The 16,161-nt window shown below is 32.9% G+C and carries 20 protein-coding genes; 16 read left to right on the top strand and 4 right to left on the bottom strand.

Annotated elements, in window-relative coordinates; genetic code table 11:
• Positions 1-22 precede the first annotated feature (22 nt).
• The gene (locus tag AQ616_RS16685; RefSeq protein ID WP_069686321.1) at positions 23-1,063 is read right to left on the bottom strand and encodes an enoyl-CoA hydratase/isomerase family protein; all 1,041 of its coding nucleotides are present in this window, start codon (positions 1,061-1,063) and stop codon (positions 23-25) included.
• A 305-nt stretch (positions 1,064-1,368) separates the two neighbouring features.
• Between AQ616_RS16685 and AQ616_RS16680 the strand changes: the two genes are divergently transcribed.
• Positions 1,369-2,304: an NADP-dependent oxidoreductase gene (locus AQ616_RS16680; RefSeq protein WP_069686320.1), complete on the top strand. Its 936-nt coding sequence runs from the start codon at positions 1,369-1,371 to the stop codon at positions 2,302-2,304.
• Positions 2,305-2,617: 313 nt separating this feature from the next.
• On the opposite strand, the gene AQ616_RS16675 is transcribed toward AQ616_RS16680, so the two are convergent.
• Positions 2,618-3,541: a MazG nucleotide pyrophosphohydrolase domain-containing protein gene (locus tag AQ616_RS16675; RefSeq protein ID WP_069686319.1), complete on the bottom strand. Its 924-nt coding sequence runs from the start codon at positions 3,539-3,541 to the stop codon at positions 2,618-2,620.
• 129 nt (positions 3,542-3,670) lie between these two features.
• Between AQ616_RS16675 and AQ616_RS16670 the strand changes: the two genes are divergently transcribed.
• From AQ616_RS16670 to AQ616_RS16645, 5 genes are all read left to right on the top strand, one after another.
• Positions 3,671-3,976: an ArsR/SmtB family transcription factor gene (locus tag AQ616_RS16670; protein WP_017795967.1), complete on the top strand. Its 306-nt coding sequence runs from the start codon at positions 3,671-3,673 to the stop codon at positions 3,974-3,976.
• A 1-nt stretch (position 3,977) separates the two neighbouring features.
• Positions 3,978-4,664, top strand: coding sequence for an SRPBCC domain-containing protein (locus AQ616_RS16665; protein WP_069686318.1), 687 nt, complete (start codon positions 3,978-3,980; stop codon positions 4,662-4,664).
• A gap of 689 nt (positions 4,665-5,353) precedes the next feature.
• A complete protein-coding gene (gene thrS / locus AQ616_RS16660; RefSeq protein ID WP_069686317.1) occupies positions 5,354-7,264 on the top strand; it encodes a threonine--tRNA ligase in 1,911 nt (636 codons plus the stop codon).
• A 275-nt stretch (positions 7,265-7,539) separates the two neighbouring features.
• Entirely contained in the window at positions 7,540-8,010 is a 471-nt protein-coding gene (locus AQ616_RS16655; protein WP_017795970.1) for a GNAT family N-acetyltransferase, read from the top strand.
• 324 nt (positions 8,011-8,334) lie between these two features.
• Positions 8,335-8,862 carry a DUF4269 domain-containing protein gene (locus AQ616_RS16645; RefSeq protein ID WP_069686316.1) on the top strand — a complete coding sequence of 176 codons (528 nt, stop codon included), beginning with the start codon at positions 8,335-8,337 and terminating at the stop codon, positions 8,860-8,862.
• Here the strand turns inward: AQ616_RS16645 and AQ616_RS16640 are convergent.
• Entirely contained in the window at positions 8,855-9,151 is a 297-nt protein-coding gene (locus AQ616_RS16640; RefSeq protein WP_017795973.1) for a hypothetical protein, read from the bottom strand. The genes AQ616_RS16645 and AQ616_RS16640 overlap by 8 nt on opposite strands.
• A gap of 333 nt (positions 9,152-9,484) precedes the next feature.
• On the opposite strand from AQ616_RS16640, the gene AQ616_RS16635 reads away from it, so the two are divergent.
• From AQ616_RS16635 to fosM, 3 genes are read left to right on the top strand one after another with little or no spacing between them, the layout of a single operon-like run.
• On the top strand, positions 9,485-10,219 hold the full coding sequence (locus AQ616_RS16635) for a sulfite exporter TauE/SafE family protein (protein ID WP_069686315.1): 735 nt from the start codon (positions 9,485-9,487) through the stop codon (positions 10,217-10,219).
• Positions 10,220-10,235: 16 nt separating this feature from the next.
• Positions 10,236-10,796, top strand: a complete 561-nt coding sequence (locus AQ616_RS16630; protein ID WP_069686314.1) for a GNAT family N-acetyltransferase — start codon at positions 10,236-10,238, stop codon at positions 10,794-10,796.
• Positions 10,792-11,211, top strand: a complete 420-nt coding sequence (gene fosM / locus AQ616_RS16625) for a FosM family fosfomycin resistance protein (protein WP_069686313.1) — start codon at positions 10,792-10,794, stop codon at positions 11,209-11,211. The genes AQ616_RS16630 and fosM overlap by 5 nt, the downstream gene beginning before the upstream one ends.
• Positions 11,212-11,249: 38 nt before the next feature.
• On the opposite strand, the gene AQ616_RS19320 is transcribed toward fosM, so the two are convergent.
• Positions 11,250-11,489 (bottom strand): DUF2651 family protein, encoded by a 240-nt coding sequence (locus AQ616_RS19320; RefSeq protein ID WP_240490520.1) that lies wholly within the window; start codon positions 11,487-11,489, stop codon positions 11,250-11,252.
• Between the two features lie 167 nt (positions 11,490-11,656).
• Here AQ616_RS19320 and AQ616_RS16620 point away from each other — a divergent pair, with 167 nt between their 5' ends.
• From AQ616_RS16620 to AQ616_RS16595, 7 genes are all read left to right on the top strand, one after another.
• Positions 11,657-12,718 (top strand): NAD(P)H-dependent flavin oxidoreductase, encoded by a 1,062-nt coding sequence (locus AQ616_RS16620; RefSeq protein WP_069686312.1) that lies wholly within the window; start codon positions 11,657-11,659, stop codon positions 12,716-12,718.
• A 58-nt stretch (positions 12,719-12,776) separates the two neighbouring features.
• Entirely contained in the window at positions 12,777-12,953 is a 177-nt protein-coding gene (locus tag AQ616_RS19680) for a hypothetical protein (protein ID WP_017795978.1), read from the top strand.
• 75 nt (positions 12,954-13,028) lie between these two features.
• Positions 13,029-13,214, top strand: a complete 186-nt coding sequence (locus tag AQ616_RS16615) for a hypothetical protein (RefSeq protein WP_069686311.1) — start codon at positions 13,029-13,031, stop codon at positions 13,212-13,214.
• A 12-nt stretch (positions 13,215-13,226) separates the two neighbouring features.
• Positions 13,227-13,481, top strand: a complete 255-nt coding sequence (locus tag AQ616_RS16610) for a spore coat protein (RefSeq protein WP_017795980.1) — start codon at positions 13,227-13,229, stop codon at positions 13,479-13,481.
• Positions 13,482-13,670: 189 nt separating this feature from the next.
• Positions 13,671-14,378, top strand: a complete 708-nt coding sequence (locus AQ616_RS16605; protein WP_069686310.1) for an N-acetylmuramoyl-L-alanine amidase — start codon at positions 13,671-13,673, stop codon at positions 14,376-14,378.
• A gap of 19 nt (positions 14,379-14,397) precedes the next feature.
• Positions 14,398-15,081, top strand: a complete 684-nt coding sequence (locus tag AQ616_RS16600) for a response regulator transcription factor (protein WP_069686309.1) — start codon at positions 14,398-14,400, stop codon at positions 15,079-15,081.
• Between the two features lie 5 nt (positions 15,082-15,086).
• Positions 15,087-16,091 (top strand): sensor histidine kinase, encoded by a 1,005-nt coding sequence (locus AQ616_RS16595; protein WP_069686308.1) that lies wholly within the window; start codon positions 15,087-15,089, stop codon positions 16,089-16,091.
• Positions 16,092-16,161 lie beyond the last annotated feature (70 nt).

Genomic DNA, 16,161 nt, shown 5'->3' with positions numbered 1-16,161 from the left:
TATAGTGCGTGGAGCCGGATTATTAATTAAAATAGGAATCTACTAAATCACTTTTAACGTCATCTAACTTCTTATATTGATAGTTTGGTTTTTTATCTTTATCGATAACGATAGATCTCACTCCTTCATAAAAATCATTTGATTTTAAGAAGTTCTTAGCAAGTATTAAATCCATATTAAAGCAATCCTCTAAAGATTTTTCTTTCCCCCTCCTTAATTGCTCTAATGTTACTTTCAAGGAAATAGGTGATTTTGTTAATAATAGTTGTTTAGTTTTGTTGGAAAAATCACTATCCGCACTCTCTAAAGATGCAAAAATCTGTTCTAAAGTGGAATGAGAAAAATATTTGTCGATTGCAGAACGGTGATTCTCTAAATTACTTTGACCTAATGATGAAGTGAATTTCTGCACAATATTATCTATAGAATGGTTAATATCCTTCTCTGTTGTCCAATCTTTTTCCATAATTTCTTGGATGAACGTGTCTAAGTTATCTGTTGTAATATAGTGATCTGCTGCATTTGCATAAATCGCATCAGTCCCAGAAATAACGGATGCAGATAAAGCAAGATAATAACCAATTTTTCCTGGAGCTTGATTAAAAAAGTAGGATGCTCCAACGTCAGGGAAAAAGCCAATATTCATTTCTGGCATTGCCCATTTTGTTCGTTCTGTTACAATGCGGTGACTTGCCCCGTACGTTAATCCAACTCCTCCTCCCATCGTAACACCGTCTAGAATCGCTATTATAGGTTTTGGATAATGATAAATAAGAGCATCTGTCTTGTATTCTAGTTGAAAAAAACGAATAGCTTGTTGATATTTAGATTCACTCTCTTTTGCTTGATAAAGTGTTTTGATGTCTCCTCCTGCACAAAATCCTTTAGGGCCATTCCCTGAGAATATGATAAATTTAATACTGGAGTCATTTTTCCAACTTTTTAATTGTTGATAAATCAATTCAATCATGCGTTGAGATATCGAATTAATCGCTTTTGGACGATTTAACTCTATGGTTCCAACCCCATTTTTTTCACTAAATAATACAACATCTTGTTCCATTTCAATCTCTCCTTCACTCTTCGATTTTTGGATAACGCTTACATAACCGAAGATCAAATCTTGAATTTAATCATCTATTCTAAGTATTCTATTAATTATATTGTACCATTCATTACTATAAAGTGAAACTTCATTCAATGGGTATTCTCCACTGAATGAACGATCAGTTTATCCACTTTTATCACCTTTGATAAGCAAGGATTACTGCATCTTACATACGGAATAAAATCACATTGTATAATAATGATTAAATTATCTTATTATAGGGAACAAAAGATGTAGAACTTAAAAGAAAGAGGGATAAGATGAAAGCAATTGTAATTCATAACTATGGACACGCGGATGAACTTTATGAACAAGATGTCCCTGAACCTAAATTAAAAGATAATCAAATTTTAATCGAACAACATGCAACATCTATTAATCCAATCGATTGGAAAATACGTGAAGGTTATTTTAAGGATGGATTTAATTTCGATTTTCCAGTTATTTTAGGCTGGGACTCTGCTGGTGTCGTAGCTGAAGTTGGAAAAGATGTAAGTCAGTTTAAGGTTGGTGATCGTGTATTTTCACGACCAGCAACAACAGCTCAAGGAACTTATGCAGAATTCGTAGCTGTAGATGAATCGAGAGTGGCGAAACTTCCAGAAAATGTATCGTTTGAAGAAGCGGCAAGTGTTCCTCTGGCAGGTCTTACTGCTTGGCAATGTCTGATAGATTTCTCAAATATAAAGAAAGGTGACAACGTTCTTATTCATGCTGGTTCTGGTGGGGTAGGTAGCTTCGCCATTCAATTTGCCAAACATTTTGGTGCTTATGTAGCCACTACGGCAAGTGACAAAAATGAATCATTAGTAAAAGAATTAGGGGCCGATCGATTCATTAATTATAAAGAAGAGAATTTTCACGAAGTTCTAAAGGATTATGATATTGTTGTCGACACATTAGGTGGAGACATATTAGAACAAAGTTTTGAAGTATTAAAAGAAGGTGGAAAACTAGTTTCCATTGCTGGTAATCCAGATGAAGAAAAAGCAAAAGAAAAAGGGATAAAAGCTGGGTTCCTTTGGTTAGAAGAGAACGGCAAACAACTTAGTGAAATAGCTGAGCTTTTGAAAACAGGTGAAGCAAAACCGGTTATTGGTCACACATTCCCATTTACGGAACAAGGATTGCGAGAAGCACATCAATTAAGTGAAACACATCATGCTAGAGGGAAAATTGTAATAAAAATTAAATAAAATTGAAAGAGGATGGGACATAATTAAAAGCTTTGCTCAAAAGACGGATGGATATCTAGAATAAGCGTAAGAAATATAGGACTCCTTGAAAATCAAAAATTGATTTTCTGCGTGCGATGCAATGCTGTCGAGGTCTTCCTTGTCCTGTGAGAAAAAAGGACTAGGTGAGGCCCCGATGCATTAGCAACCGGAGGCTCATCAGCCACCCACGAAAAACGAAGTATATTTCTGAAGCGGGTTTTCAAAATTCAATTATTCGGATTTAGCTTTTGTATGTATACTTTTGTCCCCTCCTTTTGAATGATTAAATTGTCTAATGAGTTAGAAATACAATATATTGTAGGCCATCTTTGTTTTTATACAATTCCACTAGAAAAGGAATTTGTTGTATACAAATTAAATTAGAGCTTCTTACTACTTTTAATTTATATATAGAAAGAACATCTAGGAGATTATTCAAAACTTCTATATTGGTATTATCACTAGCTGAAATTTCGAAAACATATCCATCTAACCCTTCTATTTGGGCACATTTACAAAAATGTATAAAAGAAGGGACGCTTTTCTCAATATTGTTCTCTATACTTCTATTAGAATTCCATTCATAACTGCCCCATAGTTTCTTTTCTGTAATTTTACCAGTCGATTGATTGATAAGAGCTCTATATCTTTTTAATGACAATGTTGTTGTTGGATCATGCATTAAGGAAAAGCGGTTTTTATCTCTTTTAGCAGATTTTTTTAACACACGATCAATAGAATGGAATAAGTTAAACTTAAAGTTATTTGCAAGAAGAAAGAGATATTTATGTAAAAAAGCAACTTCCAAACCTAAATTTCGATCTTTTTCAGTAGGTTTTTTTATTTTGTCTCCATCATAATGATTAATGATTCGTGCAATTTTACCTGCTTGAATTTGGATATAAAAAAATAGATCCGTGACAGAATGATCACTGCTTAGCTCTTGTAATTCTTTTGTTTTTGTTGGAATATCTATTTTATTATATACTTCTTCTAAATTATTTTTATATTGGTTAGCTAAGCAAGTGGAGATAATATAAATATCCGCTATTTCTTCTTTCAACTCATCTATTTTAGAATTTTTTTCTAAAATTAACTCTGCTAATTCCCCAATCTCTTCTTGTAGCCTGGCAAGCGCAGATATGGATCGCCAGTATCCGCCTAAGTTTTGAATATGTTTGTCAATATTACTCTGATATATATAAATGTCATGCATATATACCCCTCCTTTTCGTAAGTATAACAAAAAGTTTTAATCTAATTATTCAAACAATTATTCCTTTTAATTTTAATATCGTATACAATACATATAACTAAAAAGTTATCTAAAGGAAGTAACACACATATGGTGAATTTATATAAATTACTTGCAGATCCAACTAGAAAAAAAATACTCTCCCTAACAGCGAAGAGAGAGTATACACAAAAAGAACTGGTTTCGTCATTTGACATGAGTCAGCCTGGAATTAAGAAACATATTGATATGTTAATTGATGAAAAATTACTTTTAATAAGAAGGGAGGGAAAGTACAATTACTATCGTTTAAATCAATCATTGTTTGAAAAAGAAGCAATACAGGCGAAGAAAGAAATTAATCATATACTGAAGTCTAAACTAGATCGTCTAAACGATTTTTTAGAGGAGGAATAGAATGGAATGGGTTAGTATAGCAAAAAAGGAAATAGTTATAAATACACGTATTGAAAAGGTTTGGGAAGCAGTAACGATACCTGAGCTTCGAAATAAATGGGAAACAAGGCAGTGTGAAATTGATTTGCGAAAAGGAGGTAAGATATATTTAGATTATGGTTGGAATGTAACTTATGAAGGGGTAATTATTGAATTTATAGAAAATGAAAAATTAGTATTAGAAGATGTAGATGGTTTTCATACTACATGGACGCTTCAATCACAGGGAGAAGGAACGAAAGTCTCCATTGAATACACAGGAAATTGGATTGGTGATCACGGTATTGCAGAAATGGAAAATATGCTTTTTGGAACATTTCAGTTCATGTTAAATCTAAAAACTGTAATCGAGGACAATTATGACCAACGTAAGCAGTTCTGGAACAGTTGGTTAGGATTAAATACTCGAACAGAAATAGATCGAGTTAAAGTTGTTCATGTGTATGAAAATACTCCTGCTTCGGGTAAAGTTAAAGAGGGAGACTATATTCATGCTGTAAATGGAGAAGTTGTGAATCATTATGATGGTTGTGAGATTGCAATAACACATCAGCCGGTGGGAACAAAAATAAAGCTTGATATAGTAAGAAATGATGAAAAAATCAAAGTTACAGCAAACACCATTCCTTTTGGAACGATAATAAAATAATAGATTATTGCCTTTTTCTGAAAATAGCCTTGCGAATTAATTTAAAATTGTGTAAGATATGTTTAATATTAAGAAGTGCGAAGATAAGGACATGAATTACTTGGTATAGTTCCCAGAGAAGGAAGAATTGGTGAGAACTTCCTAATTAGTAAAAGTAATTTACCACCTTGGAGTTGTGTTAGGGTAACAACTAACACCGTTAGCGACGTTATAGCAATGAAGCCAAGAATAGCTATGAGCAGCTGTTCGGAAATTTGGGTGGAACCACGGAAAACACATTTCGTCCCTTGTTATAGGGAGAATGTGTTTTTTTTACAATTTTTTCTCGCATGTAATAGGTAGCAAGTCTATGTAGCTTAGTCAGACAGGATAAGTAGGGGAAGAACAAACCCGCCATTAAATCAAGTATAAATTTATATTAAATGTTGAAGAGGACATGAGAAGCTTTACTACATTTACAGAGAAGGAAGATAGCTGAGAACTTCCTAATTGTTTGTAAGTTTCTTACCACCTTGGAGTTGTGTTTGGGGTAACAACCAACACCGTGAATGCGACGTTATAGCAATGAAGCCGAGGATAGTTAGAATAGCTATTCGGAAATTTGGGTGGAACCACGGATAGAACATATTCGTCCCTTGTATAGGGATGGATATGTTTTTTTATATATTTAAAAAAAGGAGTGAAAGAAATTGAATGAGTTCATAGTTATCGAATTAGCAGATAATCAACAAATAAAGGTGGAGAAAGGTACGGCACTTATAGAAGTGGCAAGGAAGATTGCAACAAGTTTGGGTAAAAAAGCAATTGCAGGTAATTTCAATGGTTTACCTGTCTCAATAAACGATTTATTAATGGAGTCTGGCAAGCTAGAAATCATTAGCATCGATTCAAATGAAGGCTTATCCGCTATAAGACAAACAGCAGCACGTGTATTCATCCATGCAATACAAAGAGTATTTGGCGATGCAAATTTAGGAGTTGGGAATCAAACAGAGAATGGATTCTATTATGATTTTCACTCAAATTATCGTATATCAAAAGAAAATTTTAACGTTATTGAAGAAGAAATGAAAAAGATTATTTCCGAAGATATCCCGATTGTCGCAAAATTGCTCTCACGTCAGGAAGCAATTCAACTATTTGAATCATATAATCAAAGTTACAAAGTGGAACTTATAAATGAGTATAAACAAGATATGGTAAGTGTGTATCGACAAGGACAATTTGTTGATATCTTTGAAGGTCCTCATCTTCCTTCTACAGGTTGGTTAAAAGCATATAAGCTTTTAGAAGTATCCGGAGTTTATTGGAAAGGAGAAGATACAAATGATGTTTTGCAACGAGTATATGGTATTGCCTTTCGTAACAACAAAGAATTAAATGAACATTTAAAAAGGATAGAAGAAGCTAAGAAAAGAGATCATCGAAATTTAGGCAAACAACTAGAATTATTCATGTTTTCAAATGAAGCGCCAGGTATGCCTTTTTACTTACCTAAAGGTCAAATAATACGACAAGCTTTAGAAGATTATTCAAGAGAAGTACAGCGTAAATCGGGATATAATGAAGTACGCACACCGTCTATGATGAATCAAAAGTTATGGGAAGAATCCGGTCATTGGAATCATTATCATGAAAATATGTATTTTTCGGAAGTAGATAAAACGAACTTTGCTTTAAAACCGATGAATTGTCCTGGTCATATGCTGATTTTTAAAGATAAATTGTATTCTTATCGTGATCTTCCTGTACGAATCGCAGAATTTGGTCAAGTGCATCGGCATGAATTTAGTGGTGCATTAAATGGACTCCTCCGTGTACGAACTTTTTGTCAAGATGACGCTCATATATTTATACGTGAGGATCAGATGGTAGAAGAGATACGCAATGTTTTTCGACTAGTTGATGAGGTATATCAAACATTTGGTTTTTCATACAAAGTAGAATTATCTACTCGACCTGAAAAATCACTAGGAAATGATGCGTTTTGGAACGATTCTGAGGCAGCACTTATACAAGTGCTGGATAGTTTGGGCATAGACTATGTGCTAAACGAAGGGGATGGTGCATTTTATGGCCCAAAAATCGACTTCCATATCGAGGATGCTTTACATCGGAGTCATCAATGTGCAACGATTCAACTGGATTATCAAATGCCAGAGAAATTTAATTTGTCTTATATTAATGAGAATAATGAGAAAGTGCGACCAGTAGTTATTCATCGCGCAATTTTTGGATCAATTGACCGTTTCTTAGGAATTCTAATCGAGCATTATGCTGGTGCTTTTCCAACATGGTTAGCTCCGACTCAAGTCAAAATATTACCAGTAGCCGGGGCGCATGAAGAATACGCTAATGCTCTAAAAGAACTTTTGCTTAGTCACAATATTCGTGTGGAAATTGATTACCGTAATGAAAAGTTAGGATATAGAATCAGGGAAGCACAGTTAGAAAAACTTCCGTATGTTTTAGTAGTTGGTAATCAAGAGGTAAATGAAAATATTGTTAATGTAAGAAAATATGGAGAAAAAACATCGGTGATTGTAAATGTTGAGGATTTTATTTCAAAAGTATGTGATGAGATAAAGACAAAAAGATAATATTCGCTGATTATTGAGTGAATATTCGTCTATAAGAATAGGATACAAACATAAGAGTTTGTGGTCAGTTTTAGTTCGGTTCTATTAACGAGAGTTGCTACAGAATGCGATGAAAGTGGTGAATAGAACCGGTCTATAAACAGAAAAAGCTTTAGAATTTCATGATAATCGTAAAGGATGAGCTATTAACTAAAAGACTATCGAATTTAAACAAGCTTTATATATTCAGAAATATAAGATAATATATAGATATGAAATGATAAAGGAGAATTGTAATGACAATTACTTTTAGGAAAATAGATGCTTCTAATTATAAAAACGCAATATCCTTAAAGGTGAATGAGAATCAAGCAGACTTTGTAGCACCGAACTGGTTCTCGATATTGGAAGCAAATTATGAATCAGATGAAAAGCATCCATATGCGATTTATAATGATGAGGATCTTGTCGGTTTTTTCATGTACTGTTTTTATCCTGCTGATGAAGATTATCCACGTGACTCATGGTGGTTGGAACGTTATATGATTGGAAAGGATTTTCAAGGAAGAGGTTACGGTAAGAAAGCATTAAAGCAATTTTTGAAATACTTTTTTGAAAAATATAAAGTTAATGACATTCTTATTTCTGCTGTCCCTGAAAATTATCTTGCCCTTACATTGTATGAACAAGTTGGATTCATGAGGACTGGAGAATACGTGGGTAAAGAGATAGTTTTAGAGTTATCATATTCAAGATTTAAAAAATAGTAAGGTATGGTGATAGTGTGCAGGGTAAAAAAATAATTACACTTCTCGCGTTGATATTAACCATCTTTTCTGTCGTTTTAATGATGACTTTGTATTTTGACTGGAATTACTTAATGAACATCACATTTATTCGTGTGGGAAATTTTTTTATATTAACCTCATTAGCCTTTTCCATCTTAGCATTTATAATGGCAATCTTTTCTCATAATAAATGGAAATTAGTTTTACAATTAATAAATTTTTCATTAGTAATCATATTAGCTGTAATTAATATTATGGCTTTAGGGTTTAATGATCCGTAAATTTATATAAAGGAGTTTGGAAATGAATAGCCTACAAATTTTAAAAGATGGTAACTCAGAACAAAAAAAGGTATATCAGGCTGTGCAGAAATTACAAGTTTTAGAAGATTTCACCACATATCATCCTGTGGTTTGTGGTACATATCCAATTGATGTTTATACCGAAGAATCCGATATTGATATCATCATGTTTGTTGAAGATTTTCAATTATTTTCGCAAAAACTACAATTGCATTATTGTCACTTAAGAACATTTAATGTAAAAGAAAAATTCATTCGTCGCAATCAAGTTGTTAAGTCGCAATTTGATTTCAAAGGATACAAGTTTGAATTATTTGGTCAAAATGTTCCTACTTCTGAACAATACGCGTATTTACATATGAAAATTGAAAATCATATATTGAAGTTAAATCCTTCGATGAAAGATGAGATTCGCTTATTAAAAAAAGCAGGAATCAAAACAGAGCCTGCTTTTTGTATGTTGTTGGGAATTGCAGGAGATCCATATGAGGAATTAATTAGTTATGGGATAGATCAAGGGATTATTTAATATTTCTACTAGACTCTTTCCTCTTTAGCCAATCGACATAACGTTTACCCTCAAGTAAAGAAAATCCAAACGTTTCACGTGCTAATTTTACTGCCTTTACATCTTGTTGTTGATCAATGAGCAGTAATAATTGTTGATGTATTGGATGATCAGTATGATGGAAGTTTTCCTTTTTATTCACAATTTGGGTATTTGATTCAATAGATTTTAATTTACTTCGAGTTTTCATTAATTGAATTGTCAAATAAAGTACGATGAGAATAAGTAAAATAATGATTGTCAACTCCATATTTTATCCTCCATTTGTTTATTTTTAAATACATTGTAACACCAAAAAGAATCAAGTGCTCTCCTTCGATTCAACTATTACTCGTGGTATACTTATAGATATAACAACTAGGTGATTTTTCAATGAATATTATTGAAAATGTACGAGTATCAAAATGAAGCGTAACCAGAAAAGAAGTAACACATAATTGAGATGAATGCCCAGCGTAGCAAGGGAAAAAGGTAACTCATAAGTAAGATGAGAGTCCAGAATGAAGTATAGCCAGAGAGAAAGATAATTTCTTTATTGTTCTGATGGAACCACCATCCATATTGGGTTATAAGGAGTGTGAGGATGGGGACGATTTTAGCTTTTATTAGTATTATTATAATCGCTAGTATATTTCAAACAAGTACTGGATTTGGCTTTTCAATTATGGCCACTCCTTTTTTACTTTTATTATTTTTACCACAGGATGCTATTCAGCTAAACATTGTACTTTCGTTAATTATATCAATTTCATTGATATGGAAGATTAGAGCAGATGTAGACAAAATATTATTGAAGCGGATGGTAGTTGGAAGTATTATTGGGGTGCCGCTTGGGATTATTATTTATATGACGGTGGATATTATAATATTTAAATTAATGATTAGTATTATATTATTGTTATTAACACTCCTTCTTTTATGTCGTGTAAAGATGATTTCAACACCCAAAAGAGATTATTTCGTTGGATGGATCTCTGGTATTTTAACTACTAGTATTGGCATGCCAGGACCTCCCCTATTGTTGTATTTTACTGGTACTAAAATAACAAAAGAAAAGCTTCGTGCAACTACACTTGCTTTCTTTCTATTCATTTATAGTATTAGTCTGATTACGCAAATAACATTTAGCGGGACGACAACATCGGTTTGGCTCTCAAGCTTGTATGCTATACCTCTAGTGATTATTGGTTTAGGATTGGGACAATACTTATTTAAAAAGATGAACCAACAAATATTTACAGTCATTACTTATGCTTTGTTGCTAATAACAGGTATATATTTATTATTTGATAGTATGAATTCAATTTTAACAGCTTAGATATGGAGGAGAAATTATGGATTGGTTTGAACGATTAAATAATTATTTTCCAGAGGATGAAATGAAAGCAAAACAACAGATGGATATACTGCTTAAAGAAAAAGGAGACCACTATCATAAAGATGAAAGTGATGTACATATTTTGATGTATGCTGAATTTGAACATTTTGTATTTATTGATTTTTTATGGGTCTCTGAAAAAGCAAGAGGAAAAGGTATCGGAAAAAAACTAATTCAAATGTTAAAGGATAAAGGTAAAACAATCTTGCTTGAAGTTGAACCTGTGGATGAAAATAATCAGGATACGGAAAAGCGATTGCGATTTTATACAAGAGAAGGATTTAAGCTTGCATCAAACATAGGTTATGTATTCCAGGCTTTTGTGGCGAATGCAGAGACGCCACTTAGTATTATGTATTGGGATAGTTATGAGAAGACAGATAATGAAATATATCAACATATGAGAACCGTTTATCAAGAAATCCATACGTATAAAGCATTTGAAATATATGGATATAAGCCTAAACAAATATCAGATGTAATTTGGATAAAAAATCAAGGGGGATTTTATAATTAATATTAAAGGACTGAATCATTTGCTGTTTTCTGTGTCTAATTTGGAACAATCTATCGACTTTTACCAACAGGTTTTTGATGCAAAGCTGTTAGTTAAAGGAAGATCAACAGCATATTTTGATTTGAATGGGATCTGGTTAGCGTTAAATGAAGAAAAACATGTCCCGCGAAATGAAATTAATGAATCTTATACTCACATGGCATTTTCTATCGATGAATCAGAGCTAGAAAGTACTTATCAGCAATTAAAAGCGTTGAATGTTAACATTCTAAAAGGTCGAGAACGTGCTGAGCAAGATAAGCAATCCATTTATTTTACAGATCCAGATGGGCATAAATTTGAGTTTCACACAGGGACATTGCAAGATAGATTAGACTATTATCGTAATCAAAAAAAGCATATGACTTTTTATTAAGTAAAAATGACATAGAATTTTCTTTTCTATGCCATTTTTTAATATTGCAGTTCTTTTTTTTGAAAGTAATGAATGATTAAGCTAAAAGTTAAAGATATAAAAGTATAAATAATGGTCCAGATAAAAAAGCTTGAGTTGTATACAAAAAAGGTAAGAGTCATAAAAACAATGAGAGTGATGGATGGAAAGACAAACCATTTTCGGAATAAAAAATATCCAAAAACTGATGCAAGGATTACAAAAATCGGATAAACGATAAGAACTAATAGAAATTCCAAAGCTATCAGCTCCTTGGGCTTTTATCTTAGTATACATTAAATCCAAAGATCTGAATATTCCAATTTTATTTCAATTGGTAAGAAAAAATTAAAAACAAATGAGAGTGCAGGAATTAACAGATTGATATAGAAGTAAATATGGAAGTCGTAAAAACAGGAGAGATGTTATGGTTACGTCCTTATTAGAAACTATTGGGATTGAATATCCTATTATCCAAGCGCCAATGGCAGGAGGAATTACAACTCCAGAATTGGTAGCAAATGTCTCCAAAAATGGAGGATTAGGGATGATAGCGGCGGGTTATTTAGATCCTGACCAATTAAAAGTTGCCATTCAAGAAGTAAAAAAAAGAGTGGATAAACCTTTTGGGGTTAATTTATTTGTTCCCAATGATTTTACATATTTTTCTCAACATGTGGAAAACATGCAACTAATGATGAAAAGCATATATGATGAACTTCAAATAACTGACTATAAAGTAGGTGAACTTCCAAAATTTAAAGATCAACAAGCAATATTCGAACAACATTTGCAGGTGATTCTCGAAGAAGCAATAAAAGTGTGCTCATTTACTTTTGGATTGCCAAGCGAAGAGCAGATAAAACAGTTAAGGCAAGCAGGTGTCTATACAATTGGAACAGCTACTACTGTAAGAGAAGCTCTTTTTATACAAGAGCTAGGAATGGATGCTGTCGTAATGCAAGGTAGTGAAGCTGGAGGACATCGTAGCCATTTCTTAAGTTCTTTTCAAGAAGGTAATATCGGCTTAATGGCCCTTGTTCCTCAAGCAGTTGAGGAAATCAATATTCCTATTATCGCTGCTGGTGGGATCATGAATGGGAGAGGGGTACGAGCGTGTTTACAACTTGGAGCTCAAGCTGCCCAAATGGGAACAGCTTTCTTAACATTAAAAGAAAGTGGCGCACAGGACCTTCATAAAACTGCTGTTCTTTACGCTACTGAGGATAAAATGGTATTTACAAAAGCTTTCTCTGGAAAATGGGCAAGGGGAATTAAGAATGAATTTACAGAAGAAATGAATTCAAATGAAGCAATGACTTTACCATTTCCTATTCAAAATACATTGACACAATCAATTCGTAAAGAAGCTGCTAAGCAAAAGAAGCCTGAATATATGTCATTGTGGTCCGGGCAGGCTCCACGTTTAGCAACAAATATTGATGTTACTACGTTCATGGATCGACTGATTAGAGAATTAAATTATTAGATATGGAAGAATATAGATTTTTAGATAGATGAGTATGATTCGTCTAAGGAGTGATTACATGGAGGTAATATTAATATTTGTAATAGGGTTCGTGGTTCTATTACTTGCGTTTATTGCCTTAATCAAATCAATAACTCATCGAATTCAAAATTCGGGTAAAGAAGTAAAAGAAAAGATTAAACATTTAGAGAAAAGGTTAGATGAGTTAGAAAATAGCGAGGATAGTAAGAAATAGTCATCTGTTTCTCTGTATAGATGGTAATGTGTTGGGTAAACTATCGGTGATATATCATCGAAAGGAGCTTGTTGGATGAACCAATTAACACAAACAGAACTAGAAAATCTGCGGAAAATGATTGGAGAGCATGGGATGATTGCCAATAAATTAGAATCTTATGCTCAAGATGCAATGGATCCGGAATTAAAGTCAATTTTACAACGTGATGCTCAAGCAGCTCGACAAGCACAACAACAGTTACTCCCATTTTTACAGTAAGGAGAGAGGTACATGTTACAAGATAAGGATATTGTTAATGATTATTTAAATGGGTTAAATGCGAGTATGAAAAGCTATGCTGGATATATTACAGAGGCAAATAATCCAGAACTACGTCAAAAATTAATCAGCTTACGTAATGGTGATGAGGCAAGACAGTTAAATGTATATCAATATGCATTACAAAAAGGTTTATATAAGCCTGCACAGCAAGCTACTCCACAAGAAATACAGCAAGTACAAACTGAATTAAACCAAGGAAGTTAATAAGCTGGTGATACCCAGCTTATTTTTTATTTTAAAGTAAAATTCTAAAAGTTACTTTTCCTAAAGTTAGAATTTCTAGCAAATATGGTCATTCTATCGTTTACTCACTATTCTATTAGGCATTTCTTGAAATTAAACAAAATTTTCTTTTTTCCGATAGTGAAAGTAGATCACTTTGGAGGATAGAAAATGTTTAATTTATGGAGAACAAGTTTTATAGTTGTAGCAGCATTATTTTTTTTAGTAGCATGTAAACAAGAAGCAATGGAAGATCACGTAGAAGTAGCAGCTAAGGAGGAAAAAGTAGAATCTGTAGAAGTGAGTTTTGAAGAAACTATAATAGATATGTATCTTCCAGAAGAGAATTCAGAACCAAGAAAAACATTAATAACTCACGTAATGTTGCACTTTAGTAGTAATGTACTAAAGAAGCCAGAGGATCCCTTTCATGTGGAAGATATCTATGAGTTATTCCGTGATTATGGGCTATCTGCACATTATGTAATTGATCGAACGGGTCAAATATATCGATTTGTGTCAGAAGAAAGAATTGCTTATCATGCTGGTGAAGGGAAGATAGAAGGGATTCTAAAGTATGAAAACAATTTGAATCCTTATTCTATAGGAATTGAACTATTGGCAATTGGTACAAAAGAAGAAATGTTGCCAATGCTGAGTGCTGAACACTATGATACAATAAGTTCTAAACATGTAGGTTATACAGATGAACAGTATGAAGCTTTACAAGATCTATTAATTAATATTTCAACAAGACAACATAAATTAAAACTGGATCGGAACCACATCATTGGTCACCAGGAATATGCACCAGAACGAAAAACTGATCCAGGTGCACTCTTTGATTGGGAAAGGTTAATGAGCGGGATTGAGAATTAAAAAAGGAGGTATAGTACATTTGTTTCGGGTTCTTATAATTGAAGATGATCAAACATTGTTAAAAGAGTTAATTAGTCAGTTAAATCAATGGGATTATGAAACTTTTGGGATTGAAGATTTTAATTTTGTAATGGAGCGTTATAATGAAATTCAACCTGATCTGCTTATTATCGATATTCAACTTCCAAAATATGATGGTTTTCATTGGTGTAGAACGATACGATCTCGCTCTGATGTACCTATAATTTTTTTATCCAGTAGAGACCATCCTATGGATATGGTTATGGCAATGCAACTAGGGGCAGATGATTATGTTCAAAAACCATTTCATTTTGAGGTATTACTTGCTAAAATTCAAGCTATTCTTCGTAGAACGTATCGTTATAGTCAATCTGCAAATGTTGATATAAGAATTTGGAATCAAGCTACCATCAACTTTAGTAAAGGTGATATTCATTATAAGGATGGTAGGGTGGAGTTAAGTAAAAACGAAAATAGTATTCTTCGCATTTTGGTCGACCAAAAAAATCAGATTGTATCTCGAGATGAACTTATTCGAGCATTATGGGATGATGAGCGATTTATTAGTGATAACACACTTACGGTAAATGTAAATAGACTTCGTAAAAGCCTTGACCATCTAGGACTTGGGAAATTTATTGAAACTAGGATTGGACAAGGTTACATAGCAATAGAGGAGTAAGGCAAATGATTTTCAGTTATATGAAAGAAAGAATTAGTTGGATTATATTGTTTTTAGCGCTACAATTAACCACCTTAATCGTTGGATATATTGATATGACTATACCTATGGAATCTATTTACTATATTATATTTATCCAATTTATTATTGGGATTACTTTCTTTATAGTACGCTACAGGAAAGAAACTAAGTTTTATAAAGAATTAATGGAATGGAAGCCAGAGATAGATTTAATAGATATGCCTGAAGGAGACACATTATTTTCTAGAGTTGTAACTAATGCACTAGAAGATCAATCTCAAATATACCGTGAAGAATATAATCAGCTCCAGTTAGATGTACGAAGAGAAAAAGATGATCTCCTTGTGTGGATACATGAAGTAAAAACTCCATTAACCACAATGCAGTTAATGTTAGAACGGGTAGAAGATAAAGAATTGCGTTCTCAATTGTCCTATGAATGGCTTCGTATTCATTTGTTATTAGATCAACAACTTCATCAGCGAAGAATTCCCTTTATGAAAAATGATTTGTATATAGAAAATGTTGATTTGGAATCTATAATTAATGAAGAAATTAGAACATTGCGTTCTTGGTGTATGCAGAAAGGGATAGGTTTTCAAATTGAACTAAACATCACTCAGTTGCTTTCCGATGCGAAGTGGCTTCATTTTATACTCCGTCAACTTATTACTAACGCGGTTAAGTATAGTGAAAAGAATGATATAACGATTCGAAGTTTAATCATGAACAATCAAAATATACTCTATATATCAGATAAGGGGCGGGGAATACCCGCTAAAGATTTGCCGCGAATTTTTGAGAAAGGTTTTACATCAACAAAGGAGCATTTTGATCAAAGTTCCTCGGGCATGGGTTTATACTTGGCGAAACAAGCTGCTGATTCATTAGGAATTAAAATAGAAGTTTCTTCTGAATGGAATAGAGGTACTTGTTTTCAGTTGATTTTTCCAAAAAAGAATGATTTATTACATATAACAAGCATGTGACAGCAATGTCACATGCTTTATTATATTGTTCGGAGAATCGAAGGAATTTCTTTATTTATATACGATAAAA

Origin of the sequence: Oceanobacillus sp. E9, from assembly GCF_001741975.1 — a bacterium.
Lineage (GTDB): Bacteria > Bacillota > Bacilli > Bacillales > Amphibacillaceae > Oceanobacillus > Oceanobacillus kimchii.
The sequence above is the reverse complement of the archived record's forward strand: the minus strand, read 5'-3'. Positions and strand labels throughout refer to the sequence as shown.